Annotated in this window: 20 protein-coding genes and 1 pseudogene; 8 read left to right on the forward strand and 13 right to left on the reverse strand. The window is 60.6% G+C overall.

Going from position 1 to position 17,966, the window contains the following annotated elements; translation table 11 throughout:
• The 6 genes and pseudogenes from M0D69_RS03585 to M0D69_RS03610 all read left to right on the forward strand — a co-directional run.
• Positions 1-883 (forward strand): IS110 family transposase (locus M0D69_RS03585; RefSeq protein WP_301780701.1); only part of this gene is annotated, 883 nt, incomplete at its 5' end.
• A 322-nt stretch (positions 884-1,205) separates the two neighbouring features.
• Positions 1,206-1,433: pseudogene (locus tag M0D69_RS03590) on the forward strand (DUF979 family protein); the annotation flags it as partial.
• Positions 1,434-1,543: 110 nt separating this feature from the next.
• The gene (locus M0D69_RS03595) at positions 1,544-2,479 is read left to right on the forward strand and encodes a LysR family transcriptional regulator (protein WP_301780702.1); all 936 of its coding nucleotides are present in this window, start codon (positions 1,544-1,546) and stop codon (positions 2,477-2,479) included.
• 280 nt (positions 2,480-2,759) lie between these two features.
• The gene (locus M0D69_RS03600; protein ID WP_301780703.1) at positions 2,760-3,866 is read left to right on the forward strand and encodes a porin; all 1,107 of its coding nucleotides are present in this window, start codon (positions 2,760-2,762) and stop codon (positions 3,864-3,866) included.
• A 386-nt stretch (positions 3,867-4,252) separates the two neighbouring features.
• The gene (locus tag M0D69_RS03605) at positions 4,253-5,212 is read left to right on the forward strand and encodes a response regulator transcription factor (RefSeq protein ID WP_301780704.1); all 960 of its coding nucleotides are present in this window, start codon (positions 4,253-4,255) and stop codon (positions 5,210-5,212) included.
• Positions 5,213-5,516: 304 nt separating this feature from the next.
• The gene (locus M0D69_RS03610) at positions 5,517-6,227 is read left to right on the forward strand and encodes a response regulator transcription factor (RefSeq protein WP_301780705.1); all 711 of its coding nucleotides are present in this window, start codon (positions 5,517-5,519) and stop codon (positions 6,225-6,227) included.
• Positions 6,228-6,398: 171 nt separating this feature from the next.
• On the opposite strand, the gene M0D69_RS03615 is transcribed toward M0D69_RS03610, so the two are convergent.
• From M0D69_RS03615 to sctU, 13 genes are all read right to left on the reverse strand, one after another.
• Positions 6,399-6,833, reverse strand: a complete 435-nt coding sequence (locus M0D69_RS03615; RefSeq protein ID WP_301780857.1) for a lytic transglycosylase domain-containing protein — start codon at positions 6,831-6,833, stop codon at positions 6,399-6,401.
• Between the two features lie 50 nt (positions 6,834-6,883).
• Positions 6,884-7,393: a hypothetical protein gene (locus tag M0D69_RS03620; RefSeq protein WP_301780706.1), complete on the reverse strand. Its 510-nt coding sequence runs from the start codon at positions 7,391-7,393 to the stop codon at positions 6,884-6,886.
• Between the two features lie 70 nt (positions 7,394-7,463).
• Positions 7,464-7,919, reverse strand: coding sequence for a CesT family type III secretion system chaperone (locus M0D69_RS03625; RefSeq protein WP_301780707.1), 456 nt, complete (start codon positions 7,917-7,919; stop codon positions 7,464-7,466).
• Between the two features lie 143 nt (positions 7,920-8,062).
• Positions 8,063-8,278, reverse strand: coding sequence for a hypothetical protein (locus M0D69_RS03630; RefSeq protein ID WP_301780708.1), 216 nt, complete (start codon positions 8,276-8,278; stop codon positions 8,063-8,065).
• A 166-nt stretch (positions 8,279-8,444) separates the two neighbouring features.
• Positions 8,445-8,696 (reverse strand): hypothetical protein, encoded by a 252-nt coding sequence (locus M0D69_RS03635; RefSeq protein WP_301780709.1) that lies wholly within the window; start codon positions 8,694-8,696, stop codon positions 8,445-8,447.
• Positions 8,693-9,586: a hypothetical protein gene (locus tag M0D69_RS03640; protein ID WP_301780710.1), complete on the reverse strand. Its 894-nt coding sequence runs from the start codon at positions 9,584-9,586 to the stop codon at positions 8,693-8,695. Before M0D69_RS03640 ends, M0D69_RS03635 begins: the two co-directional genes overlap by 4 nt.
• A gap of 153 nt (positions 9,587-9,739) precedes the next feature.
• Complete coding sequence (locus M0D69_RS03645; protein ID WP_301780711.1) at positions 9,740-10,621, reverse strand: hypothetical protein; 882 nt, start codon at positions 10,619-10,621, stop codon at positions 9,740-9,742.
• Entirely contained in the window at positions 10,618-10,878 is a 261-nt protein-coding gene (gene sctS, locus M0D69_RS03650; RefSeq protein ID WP_301780712.1) for a type III secretion system export apparatus subunit SctS, read from the reverse strand. The genes M0D69_RS03645 and sctS overlap by 4 nt, the downstream gene beginning before the upstream one ends.
• A 4-nt stretch (positions 10,879-10,882) precedes the next feature.
• A complete protein-coding gene (sctR, locus tag M0D69_RS03655; RefSeq protein ID WP_301780713.1) occupies positions 10,883-11,527 on the reverse strand; it encodes a type III secretion system export apparatus subunit SctR in 645 nt (214 codons plus the stop codon).
• Positions 11,528-11,549: 22 nt separating this feature from the next.
• Positions 11,550-12,734, reverse strand: a complete 1,185-nt coding sequence (gene sctQ, locus M0D69_RS03660) for a type III secretion system cytoplasmic ring protein SctQ (protein ID WP_301780714.1) — start codon at positions 12,732-12,734, stop codon at positions 11,550-11,552.
• Between the two features lie 18 nt (positions 12,735-12,752).
• Positions 12,753-13,571, reverse strand: a complete 819-nt coding sequence (locus tag M0D69_RS03665) for a type III secretion HpaP family protein (protein ID WP_301780715.1) — start codon at positions 13,569-13,571, stop codon at positions 12,753-12,755.
• 41 nt (positions 13,572-13,612) lie between these two features.
• Positions 13,613-15,568, reverse strand: coding sequence for an FHIPEP family type III secretion protein (locus M0D69_RS03670; RefSeq protein WP_301780716.1), 1,956 nt, complete (start codon positions 15,566-15,568; stop codon positions 13,613-13,615).
• 64 nt (positions 15,569-15,632) lie between these two features.
• Positions 15,633-16,685, reverse strand: coding sequence for a type III secretion system export apparatus subunit SctU (gene sctU, locus M0D69_RS03675; RefSeq protein WP_301780717.1), 1,053 nt, complete (start codon positions 16,683-16,685; stop codon positions 15,633-15,635).
• Between the two features lie 381 nt (positions 16,686-17,066).
• Here sctU and M0D69_RS03680 point away from each other — a divergent pair, with 381 nt between their 5' ends.
• Complete coding sequence (locus tag M0D69_RS03680; protein ID WP_301780718.1) at positions 17,067-17,528, forward strand: HrpB1 family type III secretion system apparatus protein; 462 nt, start codon at positions 17,067-17,069, stop codon at positions 17,526-17,528.
• Between the two features lie 4 nt (positions 17,529-17,532).
• Entirely contained in the window at positions 17,533-17,961 is a 429-nt protein-coding gene (locus M0D69_RS03685; protein ID WP_301780719.1) for a hypothetical protein, read from the forward strand.
• Positions 17,962-17,966: the final 5 nt, after the last annotated feature.

Below are 17,966 nucleotides of genomic sequence, written 5' to 3' on the forward strand. Positions count from 1 at the left end.
CATCGTTCGTCTCGTTGCCTGCAGCATAGCAGGCAGCCTCATTGCGACAAAGCCGTTTGTCGCACCCTACCGCAAGGGTGGCGTTCACGTAAAGAACGACTCACTCGATGCCGAAGCAACCTGCGAAGCGGCAAGCCGTCCCCACATGCGTTTCGTGCCGGTCAAATCACCCGCGCAGCAAAGCGTGCTGGTGCTCCACCGGATGCGCACAGAATTTGTCGAGGAGCGTACCGCGCTGGTCAACCGCCTTCGCGGATTGCTGGCCGAGTTCGGCGTGTTTGTGCCGCAAGGTATCGGCCAGTTGCGCAAGCATTTCGTCGACCGGGTTGAGGATGGCAACAATGAGTTGGCAGGGCCGGCGCGCCAAGCCTTGATGCATGGCTGGGCGCAATGGCAGGCGCTGGACGAGGAGATTGCCTGGTTTGACAGGCAAATTGCCGAGCACGCAAACCACGACCCGCAGGCGCAGCGTTGCATGGACGTATGCGGTGTAGGCCGGCTGACGGCATCGGCCGCAGTGGCGACGGTGGTGGATGCACGGCAGTTCAAAAACGGGCGGCAACTGGCTGCGTGGTTGGGCCTCGTGCCCAGGCAGAAGAGCAGCGGCGGCAAACAGCGGCTCGGGTGCATCACCAAACAAGGTGACGACTATCTGGGAACCCTGCTGTTTCAGGGCGCACGCTCCGCGGTCGTGACGGCGCACCGACGCAACGACCGGCTCTCACGCTGGATCGTCCAGTTACAGGCACGCGTGGGCTACTACAAGACATTGGTCGCCGTGGCCAACAAGCACGCGCGTATCTTGTGGGCGGTGCTTGCCAAGGGCGAACGGTTCGATCCGTCCTACGCGCCCGCCCGCACCAGAATGGCGGCGGGCGCGTGAAGCAAAAACGGAAGATGCCATCTCACCATGAATTGACTTTGTAGTCGAAGACGCAACAGGCAAGGATAGCGACAGGTCAGACCGGCAGCGGGCGAACTCGAACACCCATCAGGCGCTACATCACATGTATTCGCCGTATCCCGGATGGAGTCCTGCTGCGCGGTTACTATCCGGGCCCGGGCATAGCAACCACGTGCCCAACAAGGCCGTTTATAGGTGCGCAGTCTGTCTCGCCGCCGTCCGTGTCCCTGTGGTCTCGACTGGCAATGCAGGAGCTCAATGAATGATTTACTAAACCCAGCTTGCAAAAACGGGGAGGTCTTTATAGGTGGGTGTATTTCACGGCAACCCTGCACCCATGGTGGCCATCGGCATGTTTTCGGGCTATTGCGGTACGCTTCTCACGCCCATGGCCGCGAACTACAACATCGTTCCTGCAGCGTTGCTCGAACTTTCGTACAAGTACGGCGTCATCAAGGCGCAAGTCCCGACGGCGCTCACCATGCTGGTTATCAATATAATATTGCTGAACACTTTCATGTTCTTGTAAGAGGGGTCGTCAGTTGTCGCCGCTCGTACGTGGATTTACGCGCTGGTGGCGACTCTCTGACCGGAGGTTCGCTGCCAAAAACGTTTCAGGCGTCGTTCGTTGAGGTGCAGATGAACCTGAAGTTTCTCGATACTTTTATCTGGGTTGCGCGCCTGCACAGCTTTAGTCTCGCCGCTGACAAGCTGCATTCAACGCAGGCCGCCATATCCAGCAGAATCGCCGTGCTTGAAGAGGAACTGGGCGCTCGGCTCTTTACCCGCGACCCCAAGGGCGTCACGTTGACGCGCGAGGGAGAGCGGGTACTCCAACATGCCGAACAGGTGACGCAAGCCATGCTGCGCCTGCGTGCTTCGCTGCAGGACCAGACCCTTGAACACGGCTCCATTCGAATTGGCGCCATGGATAGCGCGGTGCATACGTGGTTTGTCGATTTTGTTATTGACGTGACGCGCAAATATCCCAACCTCGATATTTCGGTGACTGTCGATACCGCGCTTCATCTCAACGAGCACTTGCGCAAAGGAATGCTCGACGTCGTATTTCATACCGACCTGCTGCGCGAAGAAACCATCCAGAGCGCGGAACTGCTGCAACTTCCGCTTGCATGGGTGGCATCCCGCAACTTCAACCTCAGCGAGCTTGGCAATGAGGGGCCGACCACCGCATTGCGCTTGCTCTCACGCGGTCGGCTGATCACGTTCTCGCGTTATTCGCGGCCTCACCAGGACCTCGTGCGGATGCTTCAGTCGCAGGGCATGGAGTCATCGCAAATCAGCACGGTCAATTCAGTGGCGGCCATGATCAAGCTGATACAAAACGATTTTGGCGTGGCCGTCATGCCACCTGCGCTGGTTCAGGCCGAACTCGCGAGCGGTGCGCTCAAACTGCTGACCAACGTTATTGCACCGCCTCCCATGCCTTTCGTGATGGCGTGGCGCACGGGCTTTGCGTGGCCGGACCGGCTGATCGATATTGCCGTGGAAACCGTGCGGCAGTATGTGGACCGCATTGGCGAATACGGACGTCCGGCGAACAAGCCTGACTAAGCTCCCGAGTGGAACCGCGTCAATAAAGGCGCGAGTTCGAGCCGTGATCTGTTTTGATCTCTTATCGCTTCCTTTCTGAAGGCTTTCGCGCGCGAGCGTGTCTTTGGAACGTCTCTGAAATGAAGCCGGCCGCATAAAGTTTTTTTGTGCCGCTCACTTTTATTTCTGATTCGATTTGTTCCCCAAGCCCGGATAAAAATGCCCTGTCCATGTTATCTGGATGGGTAGCAGAGCCACATGCCAACGACTTCTAAAGACCGGAAATGGCCGGGTCACTCACATGAAAAAAAACATCATCGGGGCGGGCGCAGCATTGCTTTGCGGCAGTACATATGCGCAATCCAGCGTGAGGCTGTACGGACTCATCGATCAGTCGATCCGATACCAGAGTTCGTCCAGCACGTCGTCGCATAGCTTTGTCGGCGTGAACGAAGGACCGATCAATGGCAATCGGTTCGGTTTCAAGGGAAGTGAAGACCTGGGCGGTGGCCTTGCGGCCATTTTCGACTTGCAGGCGGGTTATAACATTGCCAACGGTAAGAGCGACCAGCAGTCCCAATTGTTCGGCCGCTATTCGTGGGTCGGCCTGCAAAGTAACACGTATGGCTCGCTCAAGCTCGGCCGACAGTACGGCGGCATGTTCAACTTCTACGCGTTCCACTTCGATCCCATTGGCGGCGGTAACATCAACAGCACCGACTGGGAGCTTTTCATTACGGGTATCCGCTTCGATAACACCGCGCAATACGACACGCGGGTCGGACCGATCAGCATCTCGTTGCAGCACTCGTTCGGCAACCAGGCCGGAAGTTTTGGAAGCGGTGGCACGACCTTCGGCTCGGCCATCTACACCTTCAGCACGGGCAGCGTAGGCATAGCGGCAACGCAATCAGAAGACGCGGGTGGCCGGAAGCTAAGAGTGGGATCGTTCGGCGGCACGGTGAACGTGGGTCAGTTCGGCCTTTATATCTACGGGATCGACGCCCAACGCGACGCCGGCTTTTCCGTTGCGGGGACGAACACGGGCGGCGCGTTGTCAAACGCCAACATTGTGAGCAACGCGATCACCGCGAGCGGCCCGCAGACCGACAAGCGCACCGATCTTTTTGCGCGTGTCGGTGCAACTTATCAGCCGGGTCCGTTATGGAAATTCATTGTGTCGTACGCGTACGATCATGCGAAGAACGCAGCTCCAGGCAGCAACGGCACGATCCAGACCGTCTGCGGCATGGCGGATTACATCCTGAGTAAGCGTACTGACGTCTACCTGGAGATCGACCGCAGCCATCTCAGCGGCGCTTCTGTCAATGATCCCAATGGGCCGCTGACATTCTCTGGCGAGCGCAATAACCTTGGTGCCGGCCTGAGCCTCCGGATGGTCTTTTAGTTCGGAATGTCTCATCGCTGGACGCGCAGCGGCAATCGCAAACATAAAACGCGCCGGCAGATTCCGCGCCCATGAACCGAGCCGCATTCCTAAAGCGCGAGAATACATGTTGCTCCTGCTGGATCTCGCCCGGGTGCCTTCCGTCTACCAGCTTTAACACCATGCAGTTCATCGCCGAATCCGCCAGCGATTTCGTCGAAGCCCTGCGCACTCAAGCAGGAAGCGTTTCAGATCGCAATTCAGACTGGCGGGTTGTGTTGTTAAAGACAGCGCGCGGTTTTAACTGTCGGTTATGCGCCGCTTTTTCGAGGCAATGGAATATTCACTGAAACTGAATTGTTAAGTGAGGGTGGGACATCGTCTGCGCGGCGACCCGCAATGACAACATGGCTCATGGCGTGATCTCATCGCTCGTGCCTGCGCTGCATCTGACAGGCACTTTTCAAGATTGGTCGGGAGGGGAGGATCGGCTGGAGCAGTCACGGCGAAACTTTTATGACGAGCCTTTGCGGGTAAACCTTTGGCCCGCAATGTGGTTTTTACAAGAGATATCCAACGGTCCTCGGACTGGAGGTGGCATCGTGCTTATCGCTGTCTTGACGAAAAATCGCTTCCTGATGAAGGCCATTGCAACCCGCTCGGTGCAATCCGGCGACCTTGCTGCTCGTCACTTCGAAACTACTGTGGATTTGATCCGGCACATGCTGCATCGCGAAGCGATCGATTTGGTCGTCGTCGACGCGGACACGCATCTGGATGCAATTGGGCGGCTTTCCACATGGAAGGAAAGCCAAGGGCGCAAGGACTTCGCGATCCTCGTGATCGGGCAGTTGCTGCGCCCCGAGTTTATCGCTCGCGCGCTAGAACTAGGTGGCGACGATTTCGTTACCGGCACGTTCGACATCGACGAATTCGCGGTGCGCGCAGCGCGCTGTCACTCCCGCCTGAATACGTCCGTAGCGCAGGCATTTCGGGTCGAACTGGCTAACTACGTCCTCGACAAGCATTTGCAGCGCGTGACACTCGACGGCACAACGTTGCTACTGAGCCCGCAGGAGTTTGAACTCGCATGGTTATTATTCTCCCATCCCGGCGTACTGATAAGCCGGCTGCGCATCGCAGCCGTGATCTGGCAATCAAATGCGATGCAGAACGACTCCGCACTCGGCAAACAGATCCATCGCTTGCGCGGCAAACTAAGAATAGGTAAGGACGGCCCTGTGGTGCTGCGTGCCGTCTATTTGTCTGGCTATCGGCTTGAAGTCGTTGACAACGGTCGTACCGCTCGGGACGTACAAGTGTCGACAATCGCCGATTGTCTTCCGACTTGTAAATACCACTGCTGACCACACATGTGCGCGTGACATAGAGTTAGTCGGGCAAGCTTTACCTGCAAAATCTCCGAAAGCTTCGGTTAAATTTCGAAGATAAATCTGTTTCCTGACTGTGAGCATTCGTAATTATTTTGTAATTTAACGCGTTACAAAAGTCGTATCCGCCGTCAACGTCCGCTATTTCATCGCTAATTTCTATAAGATACTTTCAATAATATAAATTAGTCGAGCCGTGTTGAAACATTTGGTAAAAACAATCATGCACAGACTTTAACGTATTTACACTAATAGGACGATTTCGACGACAGCCGCATTTATGAATGATTTCGGCCATATAAATATGAAACTAGCGGTCATTACGCGTGATGACGAACTATTCCATTTTGTGCGGAATTGTTTTCCTGAAGATTGTCAATGCACTCAATTCGATCAATCCGCTTCTATGATGCCGGCCTTTTCGAGTAATGAATTTAGTGGACTGCTGCTTGATTCTGACCTCAGCCAGGAAGTACAGAGCAGATATCTCAGCCTGGAAAACCGCCGCGTGCCATTGATTGTGTTCGGCGCACTACGGCAACCGCAATTCATGACCTGCTCGCTCGAGGCGAGAGCGGACGAAATTGTGCTGCTACCGCTCGACGCGAGCGAGTTATACCTGCGCACGTTGCATACGCTCAAACGATTTAAGCGAGTGGCCTCCGACCCTCGCGATCTTGAAGTGAGTTTCGCCAACTACCGGCTCGACCGGCGGGGAGGGACGGTCACGCTGCGCGACAATTCGAGCGAAACTAAGGTGCGCCTGACCTCGCGGGAGTTCGCGATTCTATGGGCGTTATCTGTCGCTCCGGGAAATTATCTGAGCCGTCAGCAAATCGCATCGGCGATCTGGGCTAGCAATGAGGATATCGTTGGCCGGACGCTCGAACAGCACATGTATACAATTAGGAAAAAAATGAAAATGAACGAGGAATCCGGCGCGCGGATCCGATCGATATATGCATGCGGCTATCGGCTAGAATCGAATTAGCGGTGATTGGCTGCGTGTTTGGAACAATAGGCGACGAGTTTCTCTATGTCGCCATTCTATTATTTCGGCAATTTCGACTTACGGAAAATCAATTTGACCTGCCCATTTTGGCTGATTTTTCTGCATGATAATTAGCGCAGGCGCCCCGATGCATTGACTTGATGGCGGCAATTAATTACCTGCGCTCAGCTTTACGCCGCTATCCACCCATCCTGCCGCGATCCAACGCTGCAGGACGCGAGCTACTTGCGCGGCATATTGGTCGCGCAACGCGGGGGTTTCGGAGTGGTACGCGCCGACTGCCGTCCACGTGTCGCCGTATTTCAGCATCATCCGGCGTAGCTGCCACGCGGCAATGTAGACGTTTTTGCACGGCTCGAGCAACGTGAGCCTGTCAACACCGTAACGCGACAGCTCGGGCAGGTGAATGGAGTTAATCTGCATCACGCCGTAGTCGACTGAGCCGTCCCTGTTCACATGCGTCGCGTCGGGTCGATTGCGCGATTCTTGCCAGGCGAGCGCGCGCAACACGGTCGGGTTGACATACTGGTAGGCGGCGGCATCGTCGAAGCAATCGGCGCGGGCCGGTAGTGAAACGCACGCCATGCAGCCGGCGAGCGCCACGCTTGCGACGAGTTCCGACGGACGGGCACGCGTCATGTCGGCAGTGCCGAGCGTTCCGGCGAAGCATCCAGCAGTTGCCGCAGATGCTGCATCGACGCGATCACCGCCGCGAGCGACTCCACGGTGAGACCCGCGACCGCCAGCACGCGGAGCAACAGAATTCGCCCATGCGCATCGCCGCCGATGGCTGTCGCGCAGTCGGCGAGCAGTGCGCCGGCGGCCTGCAGGATCGTGACCACGCCGGGTTTCAGCAAGTGATCGAGCTTGACACTCGTTTCAACGCTGATCAGCACACCCCATTCGCCGCCTTGCATGCGGTTTAGCCAGGTCGGGCGCACGGACGTCAGCGCGCCGCTTAGTGAAATCGCGACCACATCGCCAGCAGAATCGGAATCGATCACGAGCAGATGCAGCGCATCGAATGCGGCTTTGATCAGCCGTAGCACGTCGGGCCTGGCTTCGGCGCGCGTTGTTGTTGCCGCTGTCGTTGCAGCCGGTGCTGGGTTTGCCCGCATGCGGAACGAATCGGAAAGGGCACTCATGGCGTGGCCAGGCAGACTGCTCCGCGCGTGAATGAAATGGGCGGCCTGTGCCGGCGCCGAACTGTCACGATCACGCGCGCAGCCATACGTAGGATCCGCTGGCGAGGTTGTCGAACATTTCGTCGGATGAGGAAAGAATGTTGTGCTGCCAGTAGCGCCCATGCTCGGCGTAGTGGTCGAGCAACTCGCCGAGCCACGGGCCGTCGAGGTCGTCGCTGAGCGGCACCCGTACGATCAGCACGATGCCGCCGGTGTCGGCGTCCAGTCCGAGCTGTGCCTGATCCTGGGCGTAAATGCACAGGTTCGCTTCGAGCAGCAGCCTGAAGATCCGCAAGGTTCGTCCTGCGGAGACGATCCCGTATTCGATGTGCAGATAGATTGCCGCCTCGTCCTGCTCGTAGAAATCAATGGCGACGGTGAAACCGTTGACCTCGAGTTGTCCCGCTTCGACGATATCGTCGGGGTTGGGCACACCGAGGTGCTGGCACAAGTCCACGATCAGATGATTGCGCTGTTCCAGACTCATGGCCGTTATGTTTTATCGGATTGTTCGATGGCGGGAAGAAGGGCGAAGGGCCGGCCGCAGTGCGGTGCCCTTCGCAGGTATAAGTCCCGGGACAATGCCTGGCGTACTGTCGTACCCCCGGCATTCCGGCGCCGCAAGCTCGATTAGCCCTGCGTTAAGCTCTTCATGTTCTTCGGACCCGCTTCTTTCAACTGCGCATAGGTCGTTGCCAGGTTGATCTGGTTCATTGCTTCTGCCGCTGCGTTGATCTGTGCAATCGACGAAGCCGTATCTGTTCCCGTGTTGCCTGCTGCGCTTATCGTGTCGCCCACCGCCCCAGCGACGTTTGCACCGGTATTTGCTGCGCCTACTTTCGACATGATCGATCCTTGTTTTGATGGAAATAGAAAGCAACCCAAGATTGGGCCAACTACTCCGCGACCGACCGTTCGGCCACCGGATTCCTGCGTGAGATGCGCGCTATGTTTTGTCTCATCCCAATGTCTATATCGATCAGACCATTCGGCCCGATCTCTGCCGTGTCGCTCAACTGCGTCGGTCTTGCAGACGCAAACAGAGTTCCGCCGCCGCCGAGAGGCCATCGGCGACCGTGTGGGCCGACGAACGGTTGCGCGTGTCGTCCGCGCCTTGAGACCCGCTCACCACACTGGCAACCGTCACCCTCAGGCTCGCAATGACCGCGGCGACGCGCGGATCGTGCGGGTCTTCGGCGGTGATCCGGCCGATTCTTTCCAGCGCCTCGATGGCGTCCGTGGTCATCGCGGAATACATATTCATTTCTCCGTGGCGGTGTTCGAGTTCGCCGGTTTCGAGCCTGCGTTGTTCAAGTCGGTTGCTGCGGGAAGCTCCGCGAAACTTTTGGTTCCATCGGCGAGTTCTACATACCTGAGCGATTCCGTCGCAAGCATCGAACTGACGCTTGTGTCCGGGCTCGCACGTTCCTTCAAGTCGAATGCAACGCGTTTGATCGACGACCCGAAATCGATGCGCGCGCGCTCGGCCCGTTGCTGCACGTTCTGCACGTCGCGCGCTATGCCTGCCACCCGAAACGTGCCGTCGCCCGCATACGTCACGCTCACCTCGGGTTCTCCCAACGACGACTGCAATTCATCCGCCACGTCCTGCGCGATCGTCAACCGGCTGGCAATCTCCAGATTCCTGTAGCGCTCCAGCACGCCCGCCACGCGAGTCTTGTCGTTCGGCGTCGCCACCATCCCGGTCACGAGCGTTGTGTCGCCGTTACGCGCCACATGCACATCCTTCATGCCGAGCTTCGCGATCGCGTCGCCGAAGCTGACCTGCTCCGCTGAGCGCTGCAATGCCTCCGGGCTGCGCATCGCCGCCGCACTCGACACCTGACCCGGCGCGACCAGGATCGCGACGCCGCCAAGCGACGCCGCGGCTAGACCCAGCGTGCTCCAGCGCATCCATCTGCGGTACGGCGAGCGCCTGACCGGCGCTTTACGTCGTTCGGCAGCTACGCGCTCCGACTCCAGCATGCGGCTCAGCAGATCCATATCCGTCGGCCACACCGCATCGCAGGGACCGACGCACAGTACGACTTCGTTCATGCGGCGCGGCACCAGGTTTTGCAAATGCCGCGCGGTACGTCCGCGGCCGATTGTGTCGAGCGTTACGACGCCGTCGTCGCGGTAGTGCAGTTCCATTGCGTTGCCGTTCCAGTCGCTCAGCTGAATGTCCGCATCGGCTTCGCGTCCAATCCGGTAAGCGCCTGGATCTAACTCTAACCGTGCCCCAGCATGGCTTCCGGTCAAAACACGAATTTGCTTTTTCATAACCGAAGTTCCCGATTTTTTGCGCTAGACCGCAAGCTGCGCGGAGTAGCCCGCGATCACTTGCGAGCGCGCGACAGCTGGTCCGATATGGGCGGTAAGACGCGGACGATGCAACTGCAGCAACCACAGCGGCAGAAACAGGTGGAAGCGTTCGATCTGGCGAGCTTGAAGGGCATCGGCCGGCAGACGCGTAGCGAGCTCGGGCGCGCCCGCCTGCTGCAACACGTCGATCAGTTGCGTGCGAACCGCGGCAAGCGTGGTGCGTGGCGCCTTGTTCGTCGTGCGTTGCGAGCAATGCGTGAGATAGAGCTGCATCAACGTCATTGCGCGTTCCACCGGATCGGGCGCGCTTGCACCGGTGGCCGCGGCGATGCGGGTCACGCGCGCGAGTTCGAGCAGACGTGCCTGCGTCCACGGCAGGTCGGCGTGCTTCGCCATTTCAGCGAACACTTGAGCGGTCTGCTGCATCGCCACGCCACGCCGCACAGTGGCGCCGCCCGACTTCGGCTTCGAAAGACCTTTGCCGTCCGGCTGTCCCTCGTGGTTCGACTGCGAGCCGCCTTTCTGGTCTCCACCTTCGCGCGAGCCGACCTTGACCACCAAGCTCTTCGCTTCGCGCGCGTAGGCCTGCAGCACCATCGTCTCGGTTTCCAGCGCCGCTTCGCCCTGGCTTTCCTCGGGATTCTCGACATCGCCTTTGCGGCGCGACGTCTTTCGTTTGGAACTTGTCTGGAATTGGTGATGCTTGTGCACCAGCTCTTCGAGCTCGGCGCTGTGATGCGCTTCCCCCGGCTCGATCGCCTGACCCATGCGCCTGCGGCGGTTCGTTTGCGCGTTGGCCGCCTGCGTGGCCGGGTTGGTTGTTTGCGGGTGGACCTGGAGGTGCGGGTGGCGGTGAACTTTCATTGGAAAATCACCCTCGTGATCGATTGCGCGAACTGCAGGATCGCGGAGGCGCCCCACGGCGCGAACGCGAGAATGACCCCCGTCACGATGATCAGCTTCGCCACCTGCGAGATGCTGCTGTCCTGAAGCGACGTAATGGCCTGCAGAAACGAGATGAGCAGACCCGACACCGCGGCCGTCGCGACGACAGGCAGCGAGATCAGCAGGCAGAGCGTCAGCGCGCTCGTGGTGAGGCTCACGATGTTTTCGTAGTCCATGGCATCACTTGTAAGTGGAAACGAGCCCATGCAGCAGCATCGACCAGCCGTCCATCACGACGAACAGCATCAGCTTGAACGGGATTGCGATGTTGGTCGGCGTGACCTGCGAGAGTCCGAGCGCCATCAGGATGTTGGCAATCACGAGATCGATCACGATGAACACGAGGTACAGCAGGAAACCGATCTTGAACGCCGCGGTCAGTTCGCTGACGGTGAACGCGGGGGCGAGTACGATCAGATCGTCCTCATGCACCTTGTTGGCGAGATTGGGCGGCCAGATTTCCTTGACCGAGCGCATGAAGAACGCTTTTTCACGCGTGCCCGCGTGCTTGACGAGAAACTGCCGGAACGGCTCGCGGACCGACTCGAACATCTGCATCACCTGGCCGGTGCCGTCCTCCTGCGCTTTCTGTGCGGACTCGTACGCCTGCATGCCGACCGGCGCCATCACGAAGCACGTGATGATCAGCGCAATGCCGTTGGTGACCGTGGCCGGCGGGACCTGCTGTGTGCCGAGCGCATTGCGCAGCAGCCCGAGCACGATCACGATCTTCGTGTACGACGTGACGACCATCGCGACGAACGGCAACAGCCCGAGCGCCAGCAGCGTGATCAGCAGGGAGGCGATGTTCAGATTGGGATTCATGCGGTGTCGGGTCGCCTTGTGCTTACGCGCTGCCGATTCGGGCGATCTGCAAACCGAGATGCTCGCCGATCGCCACCAGCCGTCCGGTGCCTATCGTGCGGCCGTGCACGACGAGCCGCACCTGCGCGTCTTCGACTGCGATCGGCAATTCGAGCAGATAGCCGGGCTGCAACGTCGCGAGTGTGGCGAGCGGGAGTTCGAGCGTGCTGATCTCGAGTTGTACGGGTACGTCGAGTTCGCTCAGGGCGTCGAGCGCGGGTTGTTCCGCGCGAATGTCGCTATTGGTTTGCTCCTGTTCGCGCCAGACGGCGTCCGCGTCGGTCGGCGTGTCGTAGGCGGTTGAGTCGTAAGCGCTTGAGTCGAAGGCGTCTTGGGTCATAGTCGGTTCGGTGACAAAGGTGATATGGCTGCCCTGAATGTCGACAGACGCCGCGAGCCGTAGGCCGGTACGCGCGCCCCACGAGATCAGCGCGGTCATCGGTTGCCGGCTCGCGGAAGGATGCGTGACATTCCAGCCCAGCAGCACGTCGCGCGGACGTAGCGCTTTCAGTATCGCGGTAGGGCAGGTGCGCCGCGCCACGCACAAGCGGCCGGGCAGATGGACATAGGCAAACGCCGCAAGACGGTCGGCCGGTGCGTGTTTATTCATTACGGTATTCACTGCGGCATTCGCCACGGATCTGGCCTTCAGTTCGTCGATCAGCCCGACCGGTACGCTCGTGATAACGCATTGAAGCGGTGGCGTCGCGCGGTTGAAGATCAGCGGCAATCCGCTCTCCAGCGCCCGCTCGCCGGCTTGCGAGTGGTCATCGCGGACATCGCAAGGGACGAGGTCGGCCACGCGTAACGTGTCGAGGCCTTCGCGCCGCGCGGTTTCCAGCCACGCGTTCAGCCACAAATTGATCAGCGCGACGCGTCGCGCCGCATTGTCGTCCGCCGCGATGCTCTCCAGCGCAGGAAAACGTTGCGCATCGAAGCGCACGTCGAGCGTGCCGTAGTCGCTGATCAAACTCAGCTGCGTGGGGCAAACGAACGCGTGGCCCGGTTTGCTCCGCCCGCCCGCCGCTGCGGGCATTACACCGGACAGACCGAACGGCGCGTGTTCCGGCGCCTCGCATAGCAGCCGCGATAGCGCCGCCAGCGGCGGCGAGTAGCGTATGAGGCGGTGTGTCAGCTCTTCGAATTGCTGCATCGCGATTTGATCCATTGTGCAGAGCGGCTTCCGCTATGCGGTCACCTCAATGCTTGTCGGCCTTTTTACGCGCGATTCGAGCCGCGCAGCCAATCCGTTGGCATGGGTATAGATTAGGGCGCGTGAAGCGGGCACGGGACTCTGGAAGCGAAGCGACAAGCGCGACCGCGAAATGGCCATGTGCAAAGTCGTCTCGTCGAGAATCTTGGGATCGAGCCTTATCGTGACCGCCTGGTCGTCCGGCGCTGCGCGGGTGAAGTTGATCAGCGACGTGAGGTGGGCGGTGAGCAGGTCGAGCCGCGAAGGGTCGTCGTCGTTCGGTGTATCGGCGGAAGGCATGCGGCTGTCGGCGGCCGCATCGGTATGCGGTGTCAGCGGCCGGCTGCCGCGCACGGAAAAGGACGGCGCACGGTTTGCGGCAATACGATGGTTCGCCGCTAGTCGTTTTTCATGATCGGTCAGCGGCAGCGCGTGAATTTCGTCGTGCTGTGCGCCTGGCTCGGCGTCGGCCGCGGACTCGCGCGGAATAGGCGGGTCCGCGTCGTATCGCTCGGAACAGGCTGGTGCATTGGCCTGCCCGGGCGGGGAAGGCAGGGGCGTAGGCTGCGCAAGCTGCACAAGCGGCAAGCTCTCCGCGGCGGCTGCCGGCGCGTTGCCGTCTTCGTTGTCGGTCAAGATCTCATCCCCGTCATTCGCCTGTACGATCTCGTTCTCGTCCGGTCGCGACGCCGACACCGCTGTCATCAGACTTCTGAAACGCGCGCTGCGGGCCTGATCCGGCGGCGGGTCGCCGGGCGCCGTCGCGGGGGAAAGAATTCGCAGAGGCCGCAGATGAATGGGTTGGTTCAACATTGCGGCTCCGCGTTCGTCAAAGTGGATCGGATTGAAAAAGATCAGAGCGACAAGCTGCCGAACAACTGCAGATCGATCTCGCCGTTGAGTTCCTGAAACGAATACACGTCGAGCCAGTTCAGCCTGCGCTCAATCATCCGGCGAAAATAGCGGCGAATGTCGACGGCGGTCACCACCGCGAGATTGGCGGGCGGCGTGCCGGTCACCATGTTTTCGAGGCTCTGGATGATCATCTCGACCTGACGCGGTTCGAGCGTCAGGTAATTGCCGGCGGGCGTCGGCTTGATCGCTTGCCGGATCGTCTGTTCGAGTTCCTGATCGAGCACGATGGCCGGCATCTTGCGCAAGCCTTGTGACGCGCGATGGCCGATCATGCGGCCCAGATCCGCGCGGACGTATTCGGTCAACATGATCAGGTCCTTCTCTTTCGGCCCCCACACGACCATGCTTTCAAGGATCGAGCGGATATCGCGGATCGGAATTTGCTCTTCCAGCAGACGCCGCAACACCTCCGCGATACGCTGCACCGGCAGCGCCTTCTGCACTTCGGCGACGAGACCGGGGTAGTCGAGTGTCACGCGCTCTAGAATCCATTGCGTCTCCTGCACGCCGACGAAGAGGCGCGCCTCCTGCCGCAACAGCCTGATCACATGCGTACCGATCGCGCTTTCGATATCCACGGTTCCGGGCGCGCCGTCGGGCGACGTGGCGAGCGTGTCTAGATCGGCAGTGTCCACCGGTACGTCATGAATCAGTACGCTGTAGCCGAGGCCGGGCAATGCATCCGAGGCCCAGAACACGATCCCCGGAAATGGCAAGCCGAGTTCCTCGACGACTTGTTGCCGGCCTTTTTCGAACACCTCGTTTAGATGCGCCGAATCGAGTTTCGCCGCGAGCCCGCTGGAGAGCTTCACCGCAAGCGGCGCCGCGAACGCGGGCGCGACGCGCAGGATGCTGTCCGCGGCTTTCTTGATGCCGTCACGCTGCAACGAAGGCAGCGCTTCCTGGGCGGCGGTGCGGCCCGCGCCGCTCTTACGCCGCACCAGATGGCCGCCGCCGAAAATAAACGCGGCGAGCAGCACGAAGATCGTCGACGGAAAGCCCGGCACCAGCGCGAAGCCGCACAGCAGCACCGCCGCGGTAGACAGCGCGCGCGAACTGGTGCTCAGTTGCGACGCGATATCCATGCCGAGCGAGCTCGGCTTGTCATGATCACTCGCGACGCGCGTGATCATGACGCCGGCTGCCACCGAAATCAGCAGCGACGGAATCTGCGACACCATCGCATCGCCGATCGACAGCACCGAGAAACGCGCGGCCGCCTCGCCGGCGGTCATGCCGTGGTAGGACGTGCCCACCACGATCCCCGCGAAGATGTTGACCATTGTGATGATCAGCCCGGCGATGGCGTCGCCCTTGACGAACTTCATCGCGCCATCCATCCCGCCGTGCAACTGGCTTTCGACCGCCAGCATCGCGCGCCGCTCGCGCGCCTCCTCGGCGGTGAGCGAGCCGGCGCGCACGTCGGCGTCGATCGCCATCTGCTTGCCGGGCATCGCGTCGAGCGTGAAACGCGCGCCGACTTCGGCGACGCGCTCCGATCCTTTCGCGATCACGATGAACTGGACTGTCGTGATGATCAAGAACACCACGAGACCCACCACGAGGTTGCCGCCCACCACCAGTTCGCCGAAGCTCTCGATGATATGGCCGGCATCCGCATGCAGCAGAATCGATTTGGTCGACGCAATATTCAGCGAGAGCCGGAACAGCGTGGTGAACAACAGCAACGACGGAAACGACGACAGCGTGGTCGCGTTCGGTATGTACATCGTCGCGGTCAGCAGTACGACGCTGAGCATGATGTTGACCGCCAGCAGAATGTCGATCAGGAATGTCGGCAGCGGCAGGATCATCAGCGCGACGACGGCGACGATCAGCGCGGCGACGCTGACTTCGCCGGACCGGCCTGAAAGCTGAAGCTTCATGATGCTCATGCGTAACCTTTGAGTGCGGCAAAACAGGGAAGGGAACGAGCGCGAACGGCTGCGCGAAAAGTCTTCATGCGGCGCCTGCCTGACTGATCTGGTTCGCCCACACCAGCACTTCGGCGACGCTCTCGAACAGCGCATCGGGCACCGCGTCGTGCAACGGCACCTTGTACAGCGCGCGCGCGAGCGGCGGATCTTCGATCAGCGGAATGCCGGTTTTCTCGGCCGCGCGGCGAATCGCGAGCGCGTCGCCGTCCACGCCTTTCGCGATGATGCGCGGCAGCCCGTGTTCCTCGGGCGCATAGCGCAGCGCGACCGCGAAGTGGGTCGGATTGACCACGACGGCCTGCGCGCCTTGAATGCGTTTTTCCGGGCTCGACTGCGCGTCTTCGCGCGCGATCTGCTTGCGCTTGCCCTTGAGTTCGGGGTTGCCCTCCGACTCCTTGCCTTCGCGCTTGATCTCGTCCTTGCTCATGCGGTGATCGCGGATGAAGAGCCAGCGCTGGATCCCGTAGTCGGCGGCGCCGAGCACGATGTAGGCCGCGCCAGAAATCGCGAGGAAGCGCCAGATCATCGTCCACGACACCTGCACCACGTCCATCAGCGGCTGGTAACCCACGCTCGCGATCAGCGGCACGAGGCCCGTCACCGCCTTGTAGAGCACGACGATCAGCAGGCTCGCCTTGAGCGTCATCTTGATCAGATCGATCACCGATCTGACCGAAAAAATCCGCTGCAGTCCCGCGCCCGGATTGATCGCGGACATCTTCAGCTCGATCGGCTTGAACGAGATGTTGACGCCGGTCTGCAACAGCAGCGCGCAGGCGGGCGTCAGCAACGCGACTCCCAGCACCGGCAGCAACAGCAGCGCGGCTTCCTTCGCCACGGCGAGGATCGACGCGAACGGCGCGAAATCCGCCGCGCTCGCGCGCTTGACGTCGAGGCCCATGCGCATCATCGCGCGCAGATGGTCGCCCATCCCGCCGCCCGCCTGCGAGAACGCGAGCGCGCTCGCCACGAGAAGCGCGCCGGCGGCGAGGTCCGTGCTCTTCGGCACCTCGCCGTCGCGCCGTGCGTCGCGCAGTTTCTTGTCTGTTGGGGCTTCGGTCTTTTCGTCCGACATGGGCGTCGTTCCTCGATGCGGCGTGGCCGGGCTGGGCTGGCTTGCGTTGCGTTGCACCGGTTCCGAACGGTCCGGCCACGTGATTCTGCGGCGGCGCGGCAGCGCGAGCGCCGCGACAAGCGAAGCGCGCGGCGCTCGCGCGAACTTCGGATAAACGGCGGCGTGGCGTCGACGGGAAGCGCGCGAGGCGGGCTTCGCACGGCGTGCTGCGTGCGTCGGTTCGCTCCATGGCGAGCCGGTTCGCTTACGACATAGACCACCGTGCGCCAGTGTCGCTAACGTAGCGCTTGAACGAACCCGACGTTCGTCCATTTCCGTAGCTTCAGCAGCATTCGTAACGAGCGTGCGCCGTTAGTCCTGCTGCCGCTCTCTGGGGGAAACGTGTTGAATCTGACCGCCTGTCCTGACAAGCTTGTCTCGGCGCTGATAGAACTGCTGGTGACCAGCGTGAACAAGGGTTACCTCGATGAATCCGAGCGCCTGCTCGCCGCGCTGCAAGTCATGCGGCCGCGCTTTCGCGAACTGCAGGTCTACGACGTGTGGCTACTGATCGCCCGCAAGCAGTTCACCCAAGCCGCGCAGATTCTGCGCACGCTGGAAGGCCAGACGTTGCAACAGCCGTTCAATGCGTATGTGAGCGCGTTGATGGCGATCTGCCTGTTCTCGATGAAAGATCCGAGCTGGCGCATCTTCGCGAACGAGGTGGTGTCCCGCAACGAAGACACCGAATCCATCGCGCTCGTCAATCTGCTGATGGGCAACAAGCCCGAGCCGCGCATGAGCGAGCCGGTCGAGCGCCCGAGCGTGCAGCAGTTTTCCCATTCCCACTTTCTGCGAGCCTGACACCATGCTGATTCCGCACTCGGCGATAGCGCCCGTTCACGCAATCGAAACCGCCGCTCAGGCCGCGTCGAGGGCCGGCACCGCGACCGCCGAGGCGGTGCCGCAGGTGGCGCCCGCAACGGACGAAGCCGCCGCGAAGTTCAAGGCGCTGATGGACCACGCGAAGCTGGGCGCGGACGCCGGCGTGAATGCGCATCCGCACGACTCGGCGCTCGCGAAGATCGTCGCGCAGCAGGACGGCGTGGTCGGCGACATCGCGCAGGATATCGAGCGCTTCCAGAAGGACGCGCCGACGCTGAACCCGACCGAGTTCGCGGCGCGCTCCGTGGAATTGCAGTTCAAGATGGCGGAGATGATGACCACCATCGAGATGGGAGTGGGCTTCGCGCAGGGCGGCAAGGGCGCGGTCCAGAACTTGATGAAGAATCAGTGAGGCCG

It is taken from the genome of Caballeronia sp. SEWSISQ10-4 2, assembly GCF_030464885.1.
Lineage (GTDB): Bacteria > Pseudomonadota > Gammaproteobacteria > Burkholderiales > Burkholderiaceae > Caballeronia.